The sequence below is a fragment of the Brevundimonas kwangchunensis genome (assembly GCF_039523815.1).
Lineage (GTDB): Bacteria > Pseudomonadota > Alphaproteobacteria > Caulobacterales > Caulobacteraceae > Brevundimonas > Brevundimonas kwangchunensis.
This window is the reverse complement of sequence record NZ_BAAAGA010000001.1, coordinates 525,158-542,209: the sequence shown is the minus strand read 5'-3', so window position 1 is coordinate 542,209 and position 17,052 is coordinate 525,158. Positions and strand designations below refer to the sequence as shown.

Below are 17,052 nucleotides of genomic sequence, written 5' to 3'. Positions count from 1 at the left end.
GCGTTTCCGCCGGGGCTTTCCAAAATCATTCCGATGCCAAGCTCACGCCGCGTTGGCGGCCTTGGCCTTCAGCTTTTCCTGATGCGCCTTCATGCCGGCGGCGATCAGTTCGGCGGCCTCGCCGGCGTCGCCCCAGCCCTTGACCGTGACCGACTTGCCCTTCTCCAGATCCTTGTAGCGGGTGAAGAAATGCTCGATCTGCTCGACCAGAATGGCGGGCAGCTGACGATAGCTGGCGATGTCTGTGTAGTACGGGTTCAGCTTGTCGACCGGCACGGCCAGGATCTTCTCGTCGCCGCCGGCCTCGTCGACCATCTTCAGCACGCCGATCGGGCGCGAGCGGATGACGCAGCCCGGAACGACCGGGGCCGGGTTCAGCACGATCACGTCGCAGGGATCGCCGTCGTCCGACAGGGTGTGCGGGATGAAGCCGTAGTTGCCCGGATAGTACATGGCCGTGTGCAGGAAGCGGTCGACGAACAGGGCGCCGGACTCCTTGTCCATCTCGTACTTCACCGGCAGGCCGCCCTGCGGGATCTCGATGACGACGTTGACGTCCCAGGGCGGGTTCGGGCCGACGGGGATGGCGTCGAGGTTCATGACGGACTCATCTATGTTGCAGATGCGAAACGGGGAGGCGCGCGTGATAGTCGTGGACGGCGCCCGAAGCAAGGCGACAAGGCGTATCGGCACTAAAGTGGTATGTCCGGAATACGCCCGCGACTCGGACGACAGGAGAGACGATGACGCCGTTCGACTACGCCGCGCTGGCCCTCTTTTTCCTGTGCTGGCTGGGCTACGACCCGCTGCTCAAGGTGCTGGCCCATCGAACCGGCACGCTGAACGACGACATGACCATCATTCGCCGGGTGTGGATGACGGCCATGACCCATCGCGAGATGCGGCTGGTCGACAGCCAGTTGATGGGCCACTCGATCAACTCCGCCAGCTTCTTCGCCTCGACGAACCTGCTGCTGATCGCGGCGGTCGCCGGCATCCTGTTCGGCGGCCAGTCCGCTCTTGAAGGTTTTGCCTCTGTCGGCGCCGAGCCCGTGCCGACGCCGTTGCTCGAGGCCAAGCTGGCGCTGATCCTGATCTGCCTCGTGCGCGGCCTGCTGGATTTCATCTGGGCCCTGCGCCAAATGAACTACACCCTCGCCCTGATCGGGTCGGCGCCGGAAGCCGATACCGAGGCCGACCGGGTCGCCTTGGGCGAGGCGGCGACCAATCTGCTTAATCCCGCGCTCAGCGCCTTCAGTCAGGGCGTGCGCGGCTACTATTTCGCACTTGCAGCAGCGGCCTGGCTGTTTGGCTCTGTCTGGCTGGCCGTGGGCGTGACGGCCGCATTCTGCCTGCTGGTCTGGCGTCAGTCGGCGTCTCCTGCGGCCCGCGCGATCCGTGCCGCACGCCGACTTCTGGACCGTCAGGACGGCTGAATGGTCAAGCCTGTTCGCAGTCGCGGACGGACTGGGGTGATTTTCACCTCTGAAACCGCTTACCTTACTGGATCGTGGCGGAATCGTGCCGTTACATTGCGTGACCGCAGGTGCGAAATACCCGCTTGACGGTTTGTGCACCGCACACTAGCTTGATCTTCGACGCCTCGCGGCGTCATGCCCTTCCTGGGCGTTTCCTCCCTATAGACTTTTCATGCCGCGCCCTCGGGCGCGGCTTTTTTTTAGTCCGCGAGCAGGTCGGCGATCACGCGGGCGACCCCCCGCTCCGTGCGCGACCATCCGGCGCCGGGGGCCCGTTCCATCTCGTCGAAATACAGGGCCCGGTTCAGCTCGATCTGGATGGCGTGGAAGCCCTCGTCCGGCCGCGCCCAGGTCTGGGTCGTCCAGCCGCCGGCATAGGGGTGGTTCAGCGCCACCCGCCAGCCCAGCGCCTCGAACGCCTTTCGCAACTTTCGCGTCAGCTCCGCCGGGCAGGACGAGCCGTGCCGGTCGCCCAGCACCACGTCCGGCCCCCGCCGACCGCCCGGCGCCTGGGTCGCCCGCGCGGGCATGGAATGCCAGTCCACCAGCACCGCCTCGCCGTGCCGCGCCCGCGCCGCCTCCAGTTCCTGCGCCAGCGCCGCGTGATAGGGCGCATGCGCCCGCGCCACCCGGCCTCGCGCCTCCGCCAGAGACAGTCGCCTCCGGTACAGGGCCCGCCCGTCGCCCGTCAGGCGCGGCACGACGCCGTAGCCCGCCGCCGCCCGCGGTGTGCCGACACCCTCGATCCCGTCCACCAGCGCCGGGTCCTGTTCGTCCGGATCGCGGTTCAGATCCACATAGCCCCGCCCGATCCGCGCCAGCACCAGGGTCGCGCCCCGCTCGGCCCCCGGCATGATCAGCCGGTCCACCAGCGCGTCCTCCGCGCTGCGCAGGCTGCCTTCGGTGAGGGACGGGTCGGCGTCCATGTCCTCGGGATAATGGTCGCCGGAGTGGGGCGAGGCGAACACGAACCGGCCGGGCGTCGCCGGGCGCACGATCCGGACCGGCCCTTCGCCTTCCACCCGCCCCGTTTCGCCCGCGCCGCCGTCCATTCGCGACCCTTAGCCTGTTTCGGCCGATCATCCATAATGGCCGCGTTCGCCATACCGGGGATTTTCATGGCGGGTTTACCAGTGCCGACGTAGCGTTCGTCGGCTGAAGACTCCGGGGGCGGACGAGACCTGAATGGCGCGCATTCTACTGGCTGAAGACGATCATTCGCTTCGGGGATTCCTGGCCCGTGCGCTGGAGCGCGCCGGCCACTCGGTCGTCGACTGCGAGAACGGGGACGACGCTATCGATGCGCTCGACCAGGGCCCGTGGGATCTTCTTCTGACCGACATCGTCATGCCGGGCGCCGACGGCATCGAGGTGGCCCGCGTGGCCGCCGCCCGCCAGCCGGGTATCCGCATCATGTTCATCACCGGCTTCGCGGCCGTGGCCCTCTCGGCCGCCCAGGCCAGCCCCCAGGCCAAGGTCCTGGCCAAGCCCGTTCACCTTCGCGACCTGGTCGGTGAAGTGGAGCGGATGGTCGCTGCCTGAAAATCCTGCGGTTTCACCCTTGCGGCCGGCGAGGCCCTCGGGTTATAGACCGCGCCTTCCCGCCCCGGGGGTTACCTCCAGGGCCGCAAAGGCGGACGCGTAGCTCAGCGGGAGAGCACTACGTTGACATCGTAGGGGTCACAGGTTCAATCCCTGTCGCGTCCACCATTTCTTCCTGACAATCAAAGCGATCGCAGCGCTCTCAGCGCCCGACGTCGTCTCCGGGCCACAGCGGGGCGGTGAATCGTGCTGTCAGCCAGGTCATGAGGGCGGTCACCCGCGCCGGTCTCGGCCCGCCGCCTGGCGCGACCAGATGCAGGGCGATGGGCGGCAGGGTCCAGTCGGTCATGATGGTCTGCAGCCGGCCCTCGGCGACGTCGCGCCAGTAGATGAAGTCCGGCTGGGGCGCGACGCCCAGACCCGCGCACAGTGCCGCCGTCAGGGCGTCGGCGTTGTTGGCGCGCAGCGGCCCGTGCGGCCGCACCGCCACCTCCTCGCCGGCGCCGTTCACGAACCGCCACAACTCCGCATTCGGAAGATAGGCATAGGCCAGACAGGCGTGGCGACCGAGATCGTCGGGATGCTCCGGCCGTCCGCGCTGGGCCAGATAGTCGGGCGAGGCCACCAGATGCCGCCGGATCGGCCGCAGCTTGCGCGCCGTCAGCGAGGAATCCGGCAGGGCCGCGATCCGCAGCGCGCAGTCGAACCCGCCGCCCACCAGATCGATCACCTCGTCCGACAGATGCAGGTCGACCGAGATGTCCGGATGGGTGGCCAGAAACTCCGGCAGGGCCGGGACCACGAACCCCATGCCGAACGACATGGGTACGGCCAGCCGCACCAGACCTCGCGGCCGCACCGCCTGATCCATCACCTCGCCCTCGGCGGCCTCCGCCTCGGCCAGCATCTGTCCCGCCCGCGCCGCCAGCGATCGCCCGGCGTCCGACAGGGAGAAGCGGCGTGATGTCCGGTGCAGCAGGGTCGCGCCCAGTCGCACTTCCAGCCGGCTGACCGCCTTGGACACCGTCGCCTTCGACACCCCCAGCGCATCGGCCGCGCGGGAGAAGGACTGGGTCTCCGCCACCTTTGAGAAGATGGCCAGGGCCTCGAGATCGGGCAGTTTCGACATGATCGGATCGGAAACGATGAGTTTCGGTTGTTTCTATTTCTGATCCTCAGCCGATCGCTATCTTGTCGTCAAGCAACGGCGTCCCGAAGGCGGGACGCGGAGATACGACGATGATCGAGCTGAGACCTTTCGCCGGACTGGGCGGCGCCGACCACGGCTGGCTGAATGCGAAACATCACTTCTCGTTCGCCAGCTACTACGACCCGAAGCGGATGAGCTGGGGCGCGCTGCGCGTCTGGAACGACGACGAGATCGCCGCCGGCACGGGCTTCCCGCCCCACCCGCACGCGGACATGGAGATCATCACCTATGTCCGCGAAGGGGCCATCACCCACGAGGACAGCCTGGGCAACAAGGGCCGCACCGAGGCCGGTGACGTCCAGGTGATGAGCGCGGGCACCGGCATCCGCCACGCCGAGTACAACGCCGAGCCGGACCTGACCCGGATCTTCCAGATCTGGATCGAGCCGACCCGTCGCGGCGAGCAGCCGTCCTGGGGTTCGCGTCCCTTCCCGAAAGGCGAGCGCGCCGGTCAGTTCGTGGTCCTCGCCTCGGGCTTCGACAATGACGGCGACGCCCTGCCGATCCGGGCCGAGGCCCGGGTCGTCGCGGCGACCCTCAAGGCCGGCCAGACCGCCGACTATCCGCTGGGCGCGACCCGGCGCGGCTATCTGGTTCCGGCGGTCGGGGAGATCGAGGTCAACGGCGTGCGCGCCAATGCCCGCGACGGCGTGGCCATCGCCGAGGTCGACACGGTGACCATCACGGCCCTGTCTGACGCCGAGATCGTGCTGGTCGACGCGGCGTAGGTCAGACAGAAAACCCGGCGCCGGCTCGCGCTGACGCCGGGTTTTTCATTTTCACGCCGTCACCCTACCACCCTCACGTCGTCACCCTCGGGCTTGACCCGAGGGCCGGGGGTAAGGGCAGCTCAGATGTGTTCCGTGCTGCGAGGCCCGCAGGCCGCTTTTGACGCAGAGCGAGCGGGACCTCCGATCCTCGGGTCAAGCCCGAGGATGACGGCGTGTGTGGGGGGAGAGAACTCAGGGCCGCGCCGGTATCTCCAGCCCCCGCTGCACCGCCGGGCGCGCCAGTCCGCGTTCCAGCCAGCCGGGCACGTTCTTCAGCTCGCTGAACTTCACCAGATCGCCGGCCTCGTAGAAGCCGACCAGGTTGCGCACCCAGCCCAGGGTGGCGATGTCGGCGATGGTGTAGTCGTCGCCCATGATCCAGTTGCGGCCTTCCAGCCGGTCATCCAGCACCTTCAGCAGGCGGGTGGCCTCGGCGACGTACCGGTCGCGTGGACGCTTGTCCTCGTAGTCCTTGCCCGCGAATTTGTGGAAGAAGCCCACCTGCCCGAACATCGGGCCGATCGCGGCCATCTGGAACATGACCCATTGCAGGGTCTCGTAGCGGCCGGCCGGATCGGCGGGGATGAAGCGGCCGGTCTTCTCGGCCAGATAGACCAGGATGGCGCCCGACTCGAACAGGGCCAGCGGCTTCCCGCCGGGACCGTCGGGATCGATGATCGCGGGGATCTTGCCATTGGGGTTCAGCGACAGGAATTCCGGACCCCAGGTCTCGTTCTTCATGATGTCGATGAAATGGGGCTCATACGGCAGACCCAGCTCCTCCAGCAGGATCGAGACCTTCACCCCGTTGGGCGTGTTCAGCGAATACAGCTGCAGGCGGTCCGGATGCCGGGCGGGCCAGCGTTCTGTGATCGGGAAGGCGGACAGATCGACCATCGGAAACTCCCTTTGATGTCGGGGAGGATGTAGGCGGCAACCGCCCGACTGCAACGGCCGGGGTTACAAAACGATGCGACCGTTTTTGACGCATGAGCGTGCCAGACTTCCGCGATCAAAGGTGAGGAGGATGTGCCGGCCACCCGCAGACGCTTTTTCGATGCATCGATTGCATCAATTGCATCCATTGCATCAGGGGCGCGCCGACTGGACCCCGGCCTTCGAGGAGGGCAAGGAGACGCCATGACATTCCCGACCCCGTCCCCCGCCGACTGGAAGGCCCTCGCCGAGAAGGCTCTGAAGGACCGTCCGCTGGAGAGCCTGGTCCATATCGACGCCGACCAGCTTATCGTCCGTCCCCTGTACGCCGGCGCGACCGGGGTCGAAACGGTGCGCGCGCCGCGGCCGTCGGACGCCGATGGCCGGGCCTGGGACCTGCGGACCTTGGTCGAGGGCGATGACCCCGAGGCTGTCAACGCGGCGGCCCTGGATGATCTGAGAGGCGGTGCGGCGTCGATCCTGCTGAGGGGCGAAGTCCTGTCGGACAGCGAGCCGCTGGGAAGGGCGCTGGACGGCGTGGCTCTGGAGCTGGCGGCCGTGGCGCTGGATGCCGGTCTGGATGGCCCCGACGCAGCCAACGCCCTGGCGGTCGCCGCCAAGGGTTCGCCCCGCGCCCGCCTGCGCTTCCACATGGACCCGATCTCCGCCTTCGCCGAAACCGGTGAGAGCCCGCGCGGCATGGCCGAGCATCTGGACCTCGCCGCCAACACCGCCGCCCGCCACGCCGGCGCCTACCCCGAGGCGACCCTGTTCATGGCCAGCGGTCGCGTGGTCCACGAAGCCGGCGGTTCGATCGCCCAAGAGCTGGCCTTCGTCGCCGCCTCGGTGGTCGAGATGGTCCGCGCCGCCGATCGCGCCGGCCTGTCGGCCGAACAGGCGCTGAAGGGCACGGTCCTCGGCGTCTCGGTGGATCAGGAGTATTTCGACAGCCTCGCCAAGGTCCGCGCCCTGCGGCTGGTCTGGCGTTCGATCTGTCAGGCCTTCGGGCTGGACCTGCCCGCCATCATCGAGGCCCGGTCCTCGCGCCGCATGCTGTCCGCGCGAGACCCTTGGCCCAATCTTCTGCGTCTCACCGCGGCGGGCTTCGCCGGCGCGGTCGGTGGCGCCGACGCCCTGGTGCTGGACGGCTTCACCCGCGTGGAGGGCCGTTCTGACGCATTCGCCCGGCGTCAGGCCCGCAACACCCAGCTGGTTCTGATGGAGGAGGCCAGCCTCGGCCGGGTCGATGATCCGGCCTCGGGCAGCTGGTATCTGGATCACCGCACCCGCGACCTCGCCGAGGCCGCCTGGGCCGAATTCCAGATCATCGAAGCCGAGGGCGGCCTGCTGGAGGCCCTGCGCGGCCACCTGATCCAGCCCCGCGTCGCCCGCGCCCGCGCCGTGCTGGAGAAGGCGCTGGCGGATGGCGGCAAGCACATGGTCGGGGTGACGAAATTCGTCGATCCCGATCCCCGCCCGGCTTCGGCTGAACCCGCGCCCGCGCCCGTCCTCCAAGGCGGCGGCGACGCCTGCGTGCCCCTGACCCCCATGCGCCTCGCCGCGCCCTTCGAAGCGAAGGAGGCCGGACAATGAGCTTCCCCGATTTCTCGAAAGCCGCCCTCGACCTGTCGCCGACCGGCGTCGGTCCGACGCGCGGGGACTGGTCCACGCCCGAGGGGCTGACGGTCTCAACCGCCTATGACGCCTCTGCGCTGGACGGGATGGAGTTCATCCACGGCCTGCCGGGCATCGCGCCCTATCACCGTGGACCGTACCCGACGATGTACGCGGGCAACCCGTGGACCATCCGCCAGTACGCCGGCTTCTCGACGGCCGAGGAATCCAACGCCTTCTATCGCCGCAACCTCGCGGCCGGTCAGAAGGGTCTGTCGATCGCCTTCGACCTGGCCACTCACCGCGGCTACGACAGCGATCACCCGCGGGTGAAGGGCGACGTCGGCATGGCCGGCGTGGCCATCGACAGCATCTACGACATGCGGACCCTGTTCGACGGCATCCCGCTGGACCAGATGTCCGTCTCCATGACGATGAACGGCGCCGTCCTGCCGGTGCTGGCCCTCTACATCGTCGCGGCGGAAGAGCAGGGCGTCGCCCACGGCGCCCTGACCGGGACCATCCAGAACGACATCCTCAAGGAGTTCATGGTCCGCAACACCTACATCTATCCGCCCGAGCCCTCGATGCGGATCATTGCGGACATCTTCGCCTGGACCGCGCAGCACGCGCCGAAGTTCAACTCCATCTCGATCAGCGGCTACCATATGCAGGAGGCGGGAGCCTCGGCGGATCTGGAGCTGGCCTATACCCTCGCCGACGGCGTCGAGTATCTGCGCGCCGGGGTGGCGGCGGGTATGCCGATCGACCGGTTCGCGCCGCGGCTGTCCTTCTTCTGGGCCATCGGCATGAACTACTTCATGGAGGTGGCCAAGATGCGCGCCGGCCGCCTGCTGTGGGCCGAGGCCGTGCGCCGCGAGGGCGGGCTGGATCCCAAGTCCCTGTCCCTGCGCGCCCACTGCCAGACCTCCGGCTGGTCGCTGGCGGCGCAGGATGTGTTCAACAACGTGTCGCGCACCATGGTCGAGGCCATGGCGGCGGCGGGCGGCCAGACCCAGTCCCTGCACACCAATGCGCTGGACGAGGCGCTGGCCCTGCCGACCGACTTCTCGGCCCGGATCGCGCGCAACACCCAGATCCTGCTGCAGCAGGAAACCGGCCTGACGAAGGTGATCGACCCGTGGGGCGGTAGCTTCTACGTCGAGCGCCTGACCCACGAACTGGCCGAGCGCGCCCGCGCCCACATGGCCGAGGTCGAGGCTCTGGGCGGCATGGCCAAGGCCATCGAGGCCGGCATTCCCAAACTGCGCATCGAGGAATCGGCCGCGAAGACGCAGGCCCGGATCGACACCGGCCAGCAGACCGTCGTCGGCGTGAACAGCTACTTCGCCGACACCCCCGACGACATTCCGATGCTGAAGGTCGACAACGCCGCCGTGCTGGCCGCCCAGCTCGACAAGCTGAAGCGCCTGCGCGCCGAGCGGAACGAGGGCGCAACGCAAGCCGCGCTGGACGCCCTGACGGCGGGCGCAAAGGGCGATGCCAATCTGCTGCAACTCGCCGTCGAGGCCGCTCGCGCCAAGGCCACCGTCGGCGAGATTTCCGACGCGCTGGAGGCCGCCTTCGGTCGCCACATCGCCAGCGTGAAGACCGTCTCCGGCGTCTATGCCAAGGAAGCCGGCAAGGACGCCAAGTTCAGCCGCGCCCGCGACATGGTCGCCGCCTTCGTCGAGAACGACGGCGGCCCGCCGCGCATCCTGATCGCCAAGCTGGGACAGGACGGCCACGACCGGGGCCAGAAGGTGGTCGCCACGGCCTACGGCGACCTCGGCCTCGACGTCACCGCCGGCTCCCTGTTCCAGACCCCCGCCGAGGCGGCGCAGGAGGCGGTTCAGAAGAACGTCCACGCCGTCGGCGCCTCATCCCTGGCCGCCGGCCACCTGACGCTGGTGCCCGAACTGAAGGCCGAGCTGGAGAAGTTGGGCCGGTCGGACATCATGATCGTCGTCGGCGGGGTCATCCCGCCGTCCGACGTCCAGCCCCTGCTGGAGAGTGGCGCGGCCGCGGTCTATCCGCCCGGCTCGGTCATCGCCGATACGGCTATCGACTTGATCGAAAAGCTGAATTTACGGCTCGGGTACGCCCAGAAGCGCTAGGGGCGGTGGGCTGCCGGGAGAGCTTCGAACTCGGCGTCGGTCAGCTGTTTGACGATCCGGACGCGGCAGACGTCGGTCCGCTGCGTATTGCCCGGCACCACGACCCTGGCCCAGTCGCCCGTGCAGAAGCGCGAGCTGGCGCCCGTGTCGGCGACGAGGCCGAGGTGAAGGGCGTAGTCCAGGTCCCGGCATCCGCCCGCGACGCTGAGCTCATAGACCTTGTCGCGGCTGACCCGCAGGAACAGCTGGTCCAGAGTCCCGCTGCGGAAATTGTCGACCTGGTTGGCGCTGAAGCACTGGCGGGCCGCACGCGGCGTGCTCTCGCCAGAACCTCCGGGGGCGGTGGTCGGCGCGCAGGCGGCGACGAAGACAAGAAGACCGAGACCGGCGGCGATGGACGTACGCATGCGTTATGCTCCCTCAGACCAGAACCCCTGTGCCTCAACCGTCTACCGTCGGTTGAGGTTGCGCAAGCCCCTCCCCGCTGACGAAGCGTAACGGGTTCACCCGCGCGGCCTGATCCGCTGCGATCGGGGACGGGATGCCCAGCGCGAGGGCGACCACATGTTCCGCCAGCAACGGCGCCGCGCAGAAGCCTCGCGAGCCCAGCCCGCCCAGCACGTACAGGCCCGCTTCGAGCTGCCCCGCCACCGGCAGGCGGTCGGGCATCGTGGCGCGCACCGCCGCGCGCGCCTGCGTCGGTGTTTCGGCGATCTGCGCCGCAAGGTCGGGCAGGACCCTCGCCAGGGTCTCCCGGTTCTTCGCGCTGGCCTCTGGCGTCACGACGGCGTCGGTCACGCCCCGCTCATGGGTCGCGCCAAACAACAGACCGCCGTCGGTCGGAACCGCATAGCCGCCCCAGGCCATCGGCGAGGTGGTCGCGCCCTCGACCCAGTCCGCCTGACCGCCCACCGGCGACAACGGCAAGCCCGGATCCAGCGCCGCGTTTCCCCAGCCCGCGGCCAGGATCACGACGTCCGCCTCGAGCAGGGTTTCGCCGCCAGTTCCGATCATTCGCCAGTGCGTCCCGATCCGCTCGATCTTCCCTACGCGGGCCTCGAGGCGTTCGATCCCCGCCAGCCATGTTTCGAGGATCGGACGCGGTCGGACCGCCATCGCGTCCCGCATCATCAGACCGCCCGCCGGCGGCATGGTCATGGATCCTTCGGGCCAGAGATCCTGCGCCGCCACCTTCGCGAACCGCACCGTGTCCCGGGGCATGTGCTCCAGCTGATGGACGGCCGTTTCCAGAACGGCGTCCGGAACGGCGGCATACAGTCTCCCCGCCCGCTCCAGCGCGGCGGCGTACAGTCCCGCTATGGCGCGGTTTCCGGCATCCAGCCGCGGGGTCACCAGCGCAGCCGGGAAGCCCGACGCGCCGGCGCCGATCTCCTCCGCTTCAACGAGAACTGCCGGATGACCGGCCTGCGAGAAGGCTCTTGCGAGTGACGCCCCCGCGATTCCGCCGCCAATGATGGCGACCCGCGGAGAGGTGTCGGCCTGCGGCTCACCATGAAGGCGAGCCTCCAGTCGTTCGCGCTTTCGTCCGTGCCCCGGCTTCTTCTCGACCGTGAAACCGCGCTCGGACAGCCCACGTCGGACCATGCCAGCGACCGTGAAGGTGGCGACCCGTGCGTCCGGCGCCGACCGTGCCGCGATCAGGTCCATGACGCCGTCCGACCACATGCCGGGGTTTGTCGAGGGCGCGAAGCCATCGAGGAACCAGGCGTCCGCCCGCCCCATCCAGGCCTCCAGCACCGGCTCGACCTCACCGATCGCCAGATCGAACGTCGCGTCGAAGCCGGGCAGGTCGAGCCGGTGCATTCCCGGCGTAGGGGCCGGCCATGCGGCCAGAAGCGCTTCAACCGGCTCGGCCAGTTCCGGCCAGGCCGCCAGCGCCCGAGCGGCCTCGTCCCGGCTCAGCGGGTATCCCTCGACCGAGAAGATATGCAGGCGTCCGCCCGAGGGCCGGGCCTTCCGCCACAGATCCAGCAGGGTCGCGATGTTCAGGCCTGTGCCGAAGCCCAGCTCGGCCACCGTGAAGTGCCTCCGACCCGCCCACGCGTCCGGCAGGCCGCATCCGGCGAGGAAGACGGCCCGGGTCTCCGCCAGCCCATCCTCGCGCGAGAAATAGACATCGCCGAAGCGGCCGGACCGCGGGGCGTCCTCTTCGGTCCAGGTCAGTCGCGGTGAGCGGTCTTCGGTCATCGATCCGGACCTACACCGGAGCGGGCATGACGCAATGAAAAAGGGCCGCTCCGGGTGGAACGGCCCTCATTCGGTTGGCTCAGCCGATTACTGGGCCGGAGCTTCGACGCCCTGCGGGTTCAGACGACGCTCGGTGTCGGTCTGGTTTGCGCCGGCGGCTGGCGGCTGGCTGTAGGGCGCGGTGGCCCCGGCCGTCGGAGCGGTCGTCGTGTCCATGCTCAGGGCTTCACCCGAAGCGTGGGCGGCGTTCGAGCTGGCGCTGCCGGCTGCAGCCGAGGCGTCGGCGGGCGCGCCTTCGCCCGCCATGGCGGCGGTATCGGCGGCGGCTTCAGAAGCGGCGGCGGCGTCGGCCGAGCTCTCGGCGGCATCGTTGTTGTTGCAGGCGGCCAAGGTCAGGGCGGCGGCTGCGGCGACGGTCAGGGTGATCAGGCGCATGGGTTTTCCTTCTGCAAAGCTGACTTGGCAGGAGAAATACCCCTGCTCGCCGGATGTTCCGGGTTCGGCGCATGAAAAAAGGGCCGCCCGTGAGGACGACCCTTTCTCAACGAAGGCCCGAAGGCCCTGTCTGGTGTTGCTCTTAGTGAGCAGCAGCCGGGGCAGCCGGAGCAGCAGCGGCGTCAGCAGCCGGAGCGGCGGCAGCGTCGGCAGCCGGAGCAGCAGCGGCGGCAGCAGCGTCGCCAGCAGCGGCGGTCGCGTCAGCGGCAGCGGCGTCGGCGGTCGCGGCGGCGTCCGTGGCGGTGTCGGCGGCGGCAGCGGCGTCGGCCGAAGCGTCAGCGGCCTTGTCTTCGGCGGCCGGGGTGCAGGCGGCCAGGGCCAGAGCGGCGGCCGAAGCGGCGATCAGAGCGGTGATGCGCATGGGTGTTATCCTTCAGAAGGTTCAAACGAGGTCATGAATCCTCGTCGAGTTGAGATAACGGGATCGTGAGCGTCGTTGCAAGCGAATTCTCACGGGTTCGTGAACCCGTGTAACACCGTGGCCGTCCGACCGCCTCGATCACTGGGCTGGAGGCGAGGTGGTGGCCTGCGACGTCGGCTCCATCGTGGGGTCGGTAGGCAGGGTGGGCGGCGTCGTCGACGTGCCGTCCGGACTGGTTATCGGGGCCGAGCCGTCGACGGGCGGCATTGCCGGGTCGGCGGGCATCGGTGCGGCCGGAGCCGTCGCAGCGTCGTCCGCGCCGGCATTGGCAGCAGCGTCAGATTTCGGGGCGTCGTCGCTGCCGGAACAAGCGGCGAGGGCCAGGGCGCCGGCGGCGGCGAGGCTCAGGGTCGTCAGCTTCATCGGAAATCCTCCGACGGTCGCGCGACGGGAATGGTCCGCCGCTCTAACGATCGCCAGAGGATCAACCGGCCAATGGCCACGCCGTTCCCGCGGCCGTGATGTGGCTTGAGGACGCGTGAAGGCTCCGTGATTACTCGGTCGGCGCGTTGGACAGGGTTTCTTCCATCTCGGCGAACGACGGCTGGGCGGTCGACGGGATGTCGCCCCGGCCGATCTCGACCGAGATCTGGGCCGCGTTGCCGTGCAGGTGGGCGACCAGCACCGACTGGATGATCTTGTAGTAGGCGGCGTCGCCGTTGATGATTCCGGTCAGGCGCGCGGCCAGCGGGCCGACGAGACCATAGGCCAGGAACACGCCCAGGAAGGTGCCGACCAGGGCGCCGCCGATCATGCCGCCCAGAACCTCTGGCGGTTCGGTAATGGCGGCCATGGTCTTGATGACCCCGAGCACGGCCGCGACGATGCCCAGCGCGGGCAGGGCGTCGGCCATGTTCTGCAACGCGTGGGCCGGTTCAAGCGCCTCGTGGTGGTGCTTTTCGAGCTGCTTCTCCATGGCGTCCTCGATCTGGTGCGGATCCTCGAGGTTCATGGTCATCATCCGCAGGGTGTCGCAGATGAAGTCAGTGGCGAAGTGGTCCTTCAGCACCTTGGGGTACTTCTGGAAGATGCTGCTCTCGGCCGGCTTCTCGATGTGGCTTTCCAGGGCGATGACGCCCTTGGACTTCATCGTCTTGGTCAACTGGAACAGCAGGGAAAGCAGGTCCTTGTAGTCCTGCTTCTTCCACTTCGAGCCGGCGAACACCTTGCCAAAGCCGCCGGCCACGCCCTTCAGGGTGGAAGGGGCGTTCGAGATCAACAGGGCGGCCACCGCGGCGCCGCCGATCATCATCATCTCATAGGGCAGGGAGTGCAGGATCACCCCCATTTTGCCGCCCGCGATCGTGTATCCGCCGAACACCATGGCGAACAGCACGACGATGCCGATAATCTGGAACATGGAGAGCGGACGCCTGCGCGGGGAAGTCGATCCCCCACATATCGCCGTTAATCATTAATCGGCGGTTGCGAAGGCGCGCTTCGTTACAGCCTCGTTTCGCCGCTCAGGATGGCGGCGCGGGCTGTCTCGCTCAGCTTGGTATAGCCGCTCTTTCCGCCGCGCACGTACAGGGCGCCGTCCACCTTCGCCGGGTCGAAGCCGTCGGAGACCAGATCGACCTTGCGGTACTTGAAGGTGCCCGTCGTATCCGCCGACTTGATGATGCGAATGAACGCCGGCCGGGCGTAGGTGGGCAGTTCCTGTTCGACCCACTCGGCGAAGGTCTTGGCCGAGAACCGGCCGTCGATGACCAGAGCCACCATGCCAGCCTTGCCTTCCTGCCCTGGGATCGGAACGCCGTAGGCGATGACTTCCTTGATGCCCGGTGCGTCGGCCAGTCGCTGCTCGACCTCGGCGGTCGAGACGTTCTCGCCCTTCCAGCGGTAGGTGTCGCCGATCCGGTCGACGAAATAGACATAGCCCTCGGAGTCCTGGCGCATCAGGTCGCCGGTGCGGAAATAGCGGTCGCCGCGCACGAAGACGTCGCGCAGGATCTTCTTCTCCGAGGCGGCCTTGTCGGCATAGCCCGAGAAGGAATGGCGGGTATCGTCGCCGATGATGCCGATGGCCTCGCCGATCTCGTTCGACTTGACCATCTGGCACAGTCCGTCCGAACCGCGCACCGGCTCCTCGGTCTCGATATCGAAGCGGACGAGGCGGAAGTTCACCTGCTTCTTCACGAAGCCCGGCACCCGCCCGATCGCGCCCGCCTTGCCGTCGAAGTTGAACAGCGAGACGTTGCCCTCGGTCGAGCCGTAGAACTCCAGAATGTTCGGCACGGCGAACCGCTTCTGGAAGTCGGTCCAGACATCGGGGCGCAGGCCATTGCCGAAGGCGAGGCGCAGCTTGTGCGACCGCTCGTCCGGGTTTTCGGGGCAGTTCACCAGATAGCGGCACAGCTCGCCGATGTAGACGAACAGGGTCGAGCCTGTGGCCTTCACGTCGGGCCAGAAGGTCGTCGCCGAGAAGCGCCTGCGCAGGATCAGCTTGCCGCCGTTCAGCAGCGCCGGACCGATGCCGACCAACCCGCCGGTGGAATGGTAGAGTGGCAGGACGTTGAAGGTCACGTCCTTCTCCGTGCTCTCGGTCGCTCCGGCAAAGGCGCGCATGTAGGTACGGGCGCGGGCGTGGGTGATCTTGGCCGCCTTGGGCAGGCCGGTCGTGCCCGAGGTGAAGATGTACAGCGCCGTGTCGCGATTGGTCAGGCCCGAGCGAACCGACTTGGCCGGACGCACCGAAGAGCCGCTGCGCACGGGCTTGTCGATGCCGCGACGCTCGTCGGCCTCGTCGGCGTCGTCGAGGCCCAGAACCCACAGCATCATGTTGCGGCCGACGTAGGGGCGCGCATCCTCGACCTTGCGCCAGCACTCCTCGCAGGTCAGCACCTGCGACGCGTTGGAGATGGTCAGGCAGTGCGCCAGCGCATGGCCGGTCAGGTTGGTGTTGATCAGTGCCGTGCCGACACCGACCTTCGCAAAGCCCATCCAGGCGGCGATGTACTCGGCGCGGTTCAGCATGACGAGGGCGACAGTGTCGCCGCGCTTCAGCCGGCGGCTCTGTGCCCAGTGGCCGAAGCGGTTCGCCATGGCGTCCAGCTCACGGTAGGTCAGGCTACGGCGGTCGTCCTCGATGGCGATGTTGTCGGCGAACTTGTCGACGGCCTCTTCCCAGTCGTCGCAGACCAGGACGTCGCTATCCAGATCGATGGGCTTGATGCGCTTCAGGAGGCGGCCAAGGCCCTTCGCGAACCGGATGTCGCGTCGGATATTCGCCACCAGACCCATAGTCGTATCCCTGCGAGAACGCCCCTTCCAAGGTCATGAACGGCGCGTCCGCCGTGGTCAACCGGTGAGCGAATCGCTCGCAGGGATAAGGAACGGATTTCGCCATAATTTCACGAGGCGTGGCGCCGAAGCGGCGGTTCCCTTGCGTAACGTTCTGGGCTGTCGATGAATTTCCGGCGGGGTGCGAAGATGACGTTCGCGGCTGTTCAAGCCAATCGGTCCTGACCAAGCTTGGCTGAAGTCGTCCGCGTGCCGCCTTACTTGTGGCCGCAAGGGTGTTTCTTGAAGGCGGAAGACGAATTGGCGGAACCGCGGTCTCCGCAAGCCTGTTGGGTACCTCGCAGATTATGGAGGAACAGATGTCCGTCACCTACACTGACGACCGTATTACCCCGTTTGCCGACGAAGCGTCGCGCGAGCCCGAGTTCGTGCCGGTATACGCTCGCACGAAGAAGTCGGCGCGTCGCAAGAGCGGCGGCAAGATCAAGACCTGGATGATCCTCGCGCCCGTCGGAGCCGTGGTTATCGGCGGCGCTGCCGCGGCCATGATGATGGGCGGCGGCGACGAGGCTCCGGCCTCGGCGCTGGCCGAACCGGCCGCCACGGCGCCCGTCATGCCGGTCGCTCCGGTGCTGCCTGTGGCTGATGCCGCCGTCATGCCAGCTGAGGCTGCCCTCGCTTCGGCTCCGGCTCCAGTCGTTCGTGCGGCGCCTGTCGAGCGCGCCGCCCCGGCTCCGGCCCGCCACGCTGAGCCGCGCGCTGCGGCCCCTGCCGCCGAGCGTGAAGTCGCGCCGACGCCGCGCGTCGTGACCGAACCGACGGCCCCGTCGCCGACCGCCACGCTGAACACGACGGCCTCGCCGACGCCGTCGCTTAACACGGCCCCGCCGGCTCCGGCCATCGCGCCCGCCCCGACCCCGGCGCCGGCCGAGGCCCCCGCTCCGGCGATCGTCGTTCAGCCGCTGGGCTGATTCTCGGCATTGAATGACGTCAGGCCCCGTCGCATCCGCGGCGGGGC

Annotated in this window: 17 protein-coding genes and 1 tRNA gene; 7 read left to right on the top strand and 11 right to left on the bottom strand. The window is 68.1% G+C overall.

Annotated elements, in window-relative coordinates:
* Positions 1 to 42 precede the first annotated feature (42 nt).
* The gene (gene ppa, locus ABDZ95_RS02595; protein WP_343789916.1) at positions 43 to 600 is read right to left on the bottom strand and encodes an inorganic diphosphatase; all 558 of its coding nucleotides are present in this window, start codon (positions 598 to 600) and stop codon (positions 43 to 45) included.
* A gap of 143 nt (positions 601 to 743) precedes the next feature.
* On the opposite strand from ppa, the gene ABDZ95_RS02590 reads away from it, so the two are divergent.
* A complete protein-coding gene (locus ABDZ95_RS02590) occupies positions 744 to 1,436 on the top strand; it encodes a DUF599 domain-containing protein (RefSeq protein WP_343789913.1) in 693 nt (230 codons plus the stop codon).
* A 242-nt stretch (positions 1,437 to 1,678) separates the two neighbouring features.
* Here the strand turns inward: ABDZ95_RS02590 and ABDZ95_RS02585 are convergent, their stop codons facing one another.
* A complete protein-coding gene (locus tag ABDZ95_RS02585) occupies positions 1,679 to 2,530 on the bottom strand; it encodes an N-formylglutamate amidohydrolase (protein ID WP_343789910.1) in 852 nt (283 codons plus the stop codon).
* A gap of 133 nt (positions 2,531 to 2,663) precedes the next feature.
* Between ABDZ95_RS02585 and cpdR the strand changes: the two genes are divergently transcribed.
* Both cpdR and ABDZ95_RS02575 read left to right on the top strand, forming a co-directional pair.
* Positions 2,664 to 3,020, top strand: a complete 357-nt coding sequence (gene cpdR, locus ABDZ95_RS02580; RefSeq protein WP_343789907.1) for a cell cycle two-component system response regulator CpdR — start codon at positions 2,664 to 2,666, stop codon at positions 3,018 to 3,020.
* A 93-nt stretch (positions 3,021 to 3,113) separates the two neighbouring features.
* Positions 3,114 to 3,188, top strand: a tRNA-Val gene (locus ABDZ95_RS02575).
* 34 nt (positions 3,189 to 3,222) lie between these two features.
* On the opposite strand, the gene ABDZ95_RS02570 is transcribed toward ABDZ95_RS02575, so the two are convergent.
* The gene (locus tag ABDZ95_RS02570) at positions 3,223 to 4,149 is read right to left on the bottom strand and encodes a LysR family transcriptional regulator (RefSeq protein WP_343789904.1); all 927 of its coding nucleotides are present in this window, start codon (positions 4,147 to 4,149) and stop codon (positions 3,223 to 3,225) included.
* A gap of 110 nt (positions 4,150 to 4,259) precedes the next feature.
* On the opposite strand from ABDZ95_RS02570, the gene ABDZ95_RS02565 reads away from it, so the two are divergent.
* A complete protein-coding gene (locus ABDZ95_RS02565) occupies positions 4,260 to 4,958 on the top strand; it encodes a pirin family protein (RefSeq protein WP_343789901.1) in 699 nt (232 codons plus the stop codon).
* A gap of 234 nt (positions 4,959 to 5,192) precedes the next feature.
* On the opposite strand, the gene ABDZ95_RS02560 is transcribed toward ABDZ95_RS02565, so the two are convergent.
* A complete protein-coding gene (locus tag ABDZ95_RS02560) occupies positions 5,193 to 5,897 on the bottom strand; it encodes a glutathione S-transferase N-terminal domain-containing protein (protein WP_343789897.1) in 705 nt (234 codons plus the stop codon).
* Between the two features lie 243 nt (positions 5,898 to 6,140).
* Between ABDZ95_RS02560 and ABDZ95_RS02555 the strand changes: the two genes are divergently transcribed.
* Together ABDZ95_RS02555 and scpA are read left to right on the top strand one after the other, a co-directional pair.
* Positions 6,141 to 7,529 carry a methylmalonyl-CoA mutase family protein gene (locus ABDZ95_RS02555; protein WP_343789894.1) on the top strand — a complete coding sequence of 463 codons (1,389 nt, stop codon included), beginning with the start codon at positions 6,141 to 6,143 and terminating at the stop codon, positions 7,527 to 7,529.
* On the top strand, positions 7,526 to 9,667 hold the full coding sequence (gene scpA, locus ABDZ95_RS02550) for a methylmalonyl-CoA mutase (protein ID WP_343789891.1): 2,142 nt from the start codon (positions 7,526 to 7,528) through the stop codon (positions 9,665 to 9,667). Before ABDZ95_RS02555 ends, scpA begins: the two co-directional genes overlap by 4 nt.
* Here the strand turns inward: scpA and ABDZ95_RS02545 are convergent.
* The 7 genes from ABDZ95_RS02545 to ABDZ95_RS02515 form a co-directional block, all read right to left on the bottom strand.
* The gene (locus ABDZ95_RS02545) at positions 9,664 to 10,074 is read right to left on the bottom strand and encodes a DUF6491 family protein (RefSeq protein ID WP_343789888.1); all 411 of its coding nucleotides are present in this window, start codon (positions 10,072 to 10,074) and stop codon (positions 9,664 to 9,666) included. The two genes, scpA and ABDZ95_RS02545, sit on opposite strands and share 4 nt — an antisense overlap.
* Positions 10,075 to 10,108: 34 nt before the next feature.
* A complete protein-coding gene (mnmC2, locus tag ABDZ95_RS02540; protein ID WP_343789885.1) occupies positions 10,109 to 11,875 on the bottom strand; it encodes a tRNA (5-methylaminomethyl-2-thiouridine)(34)-methyltransferase MnmC2 in 1,767 nt (588 codons plus the stop codon).
* Between the two features lie 87 nt (positions 11,876 to 11,962).
* Positions 11,963 to 12,310 carry a hypothetical protein gene (locus ABDZ95_RS02535; RefSeq protein WP_343789882.1) on the bottom strand — a complete coding sequence of 116 codons (348 nt, stop codon included), beginning with the start codon at positions 12,308 to 12,310 and terminating at the stop codon, positions 11,963 to 11,965.
* 142 nt (positions 12,311 to 12,452) lie between these two features.
* Positions 12,453 to 12,731, bottom strand: a complete 279-nt coding sequence (locus ABDZ95_RS02530; RefSeq protein ID WP_343789879.1) for a hypothetical protein — start codon at positions 12,729 to 12,731, stop codon at positions 12,453 to 12,455.
* Between the two features lie 138 nt (positions 12,732 to 12,869).
* On the bottom strand, positions 12,870 to 13,154 hold the full coding sequence (locus ABDZ95_RS02525; RefSeq protein ID WP_343789876.1) for a hypothetical protein: 285 nt from the start codon (positions 13,152 to 13,154) through the stop codon (positions 12,870 to 12,872).
* A gap of 130 nt (positions 13,155 to 13,284) precedes the next feature.
* Positions 13,285 to 14,151 carry a flagellar motor stator protein MotA gene (gene motA / locus ABDZ95_RS02520; protein WP_343789873.1) on the bottom strand — a complete coding sequence of 289 codons (867 nt, stop codon included), beginning with the start codon at positions 14,149 to 14,151 and terminating at the stop codon, positions 13,285 to 13,287.
* 83 nt (positions 14,152 to 14,234) lie between these two features.
* Positions 14,235 to 16,034 carry a long-chain-acyl-CoA synthetase gene (locus ABDZ95_RS02515; RefSeq protein WP_343789870.1) on the bottom strand — a complete coding sequence of 600 codons (1,800 nt, stop codon included), beginning with the start codon at positions 16,032 to 16,034 and terminating at the stop codon, positions 14,235 to 14,237.
* 359 nt (positions 16,035 to 16,393) lie between these two features.
* On the opposite strand from ABDZ95_RS02515, the gene ABDZ95_RS02510 reads away from it, so the two are divergent.
* Positions 16,394 to 17,005, top strand: coding sequence for a hypothetical protein (locus ABDZ95_RS02510; RefSeq protein WP_343789867.1), 612 nt, complete (start codon positions 16,394 to 16,396; stop codon positions 17,003 to 17,005).
* The last annotated feature ends 47 nt before the right edge of the window (positions 17,006 to 17,052 follow it).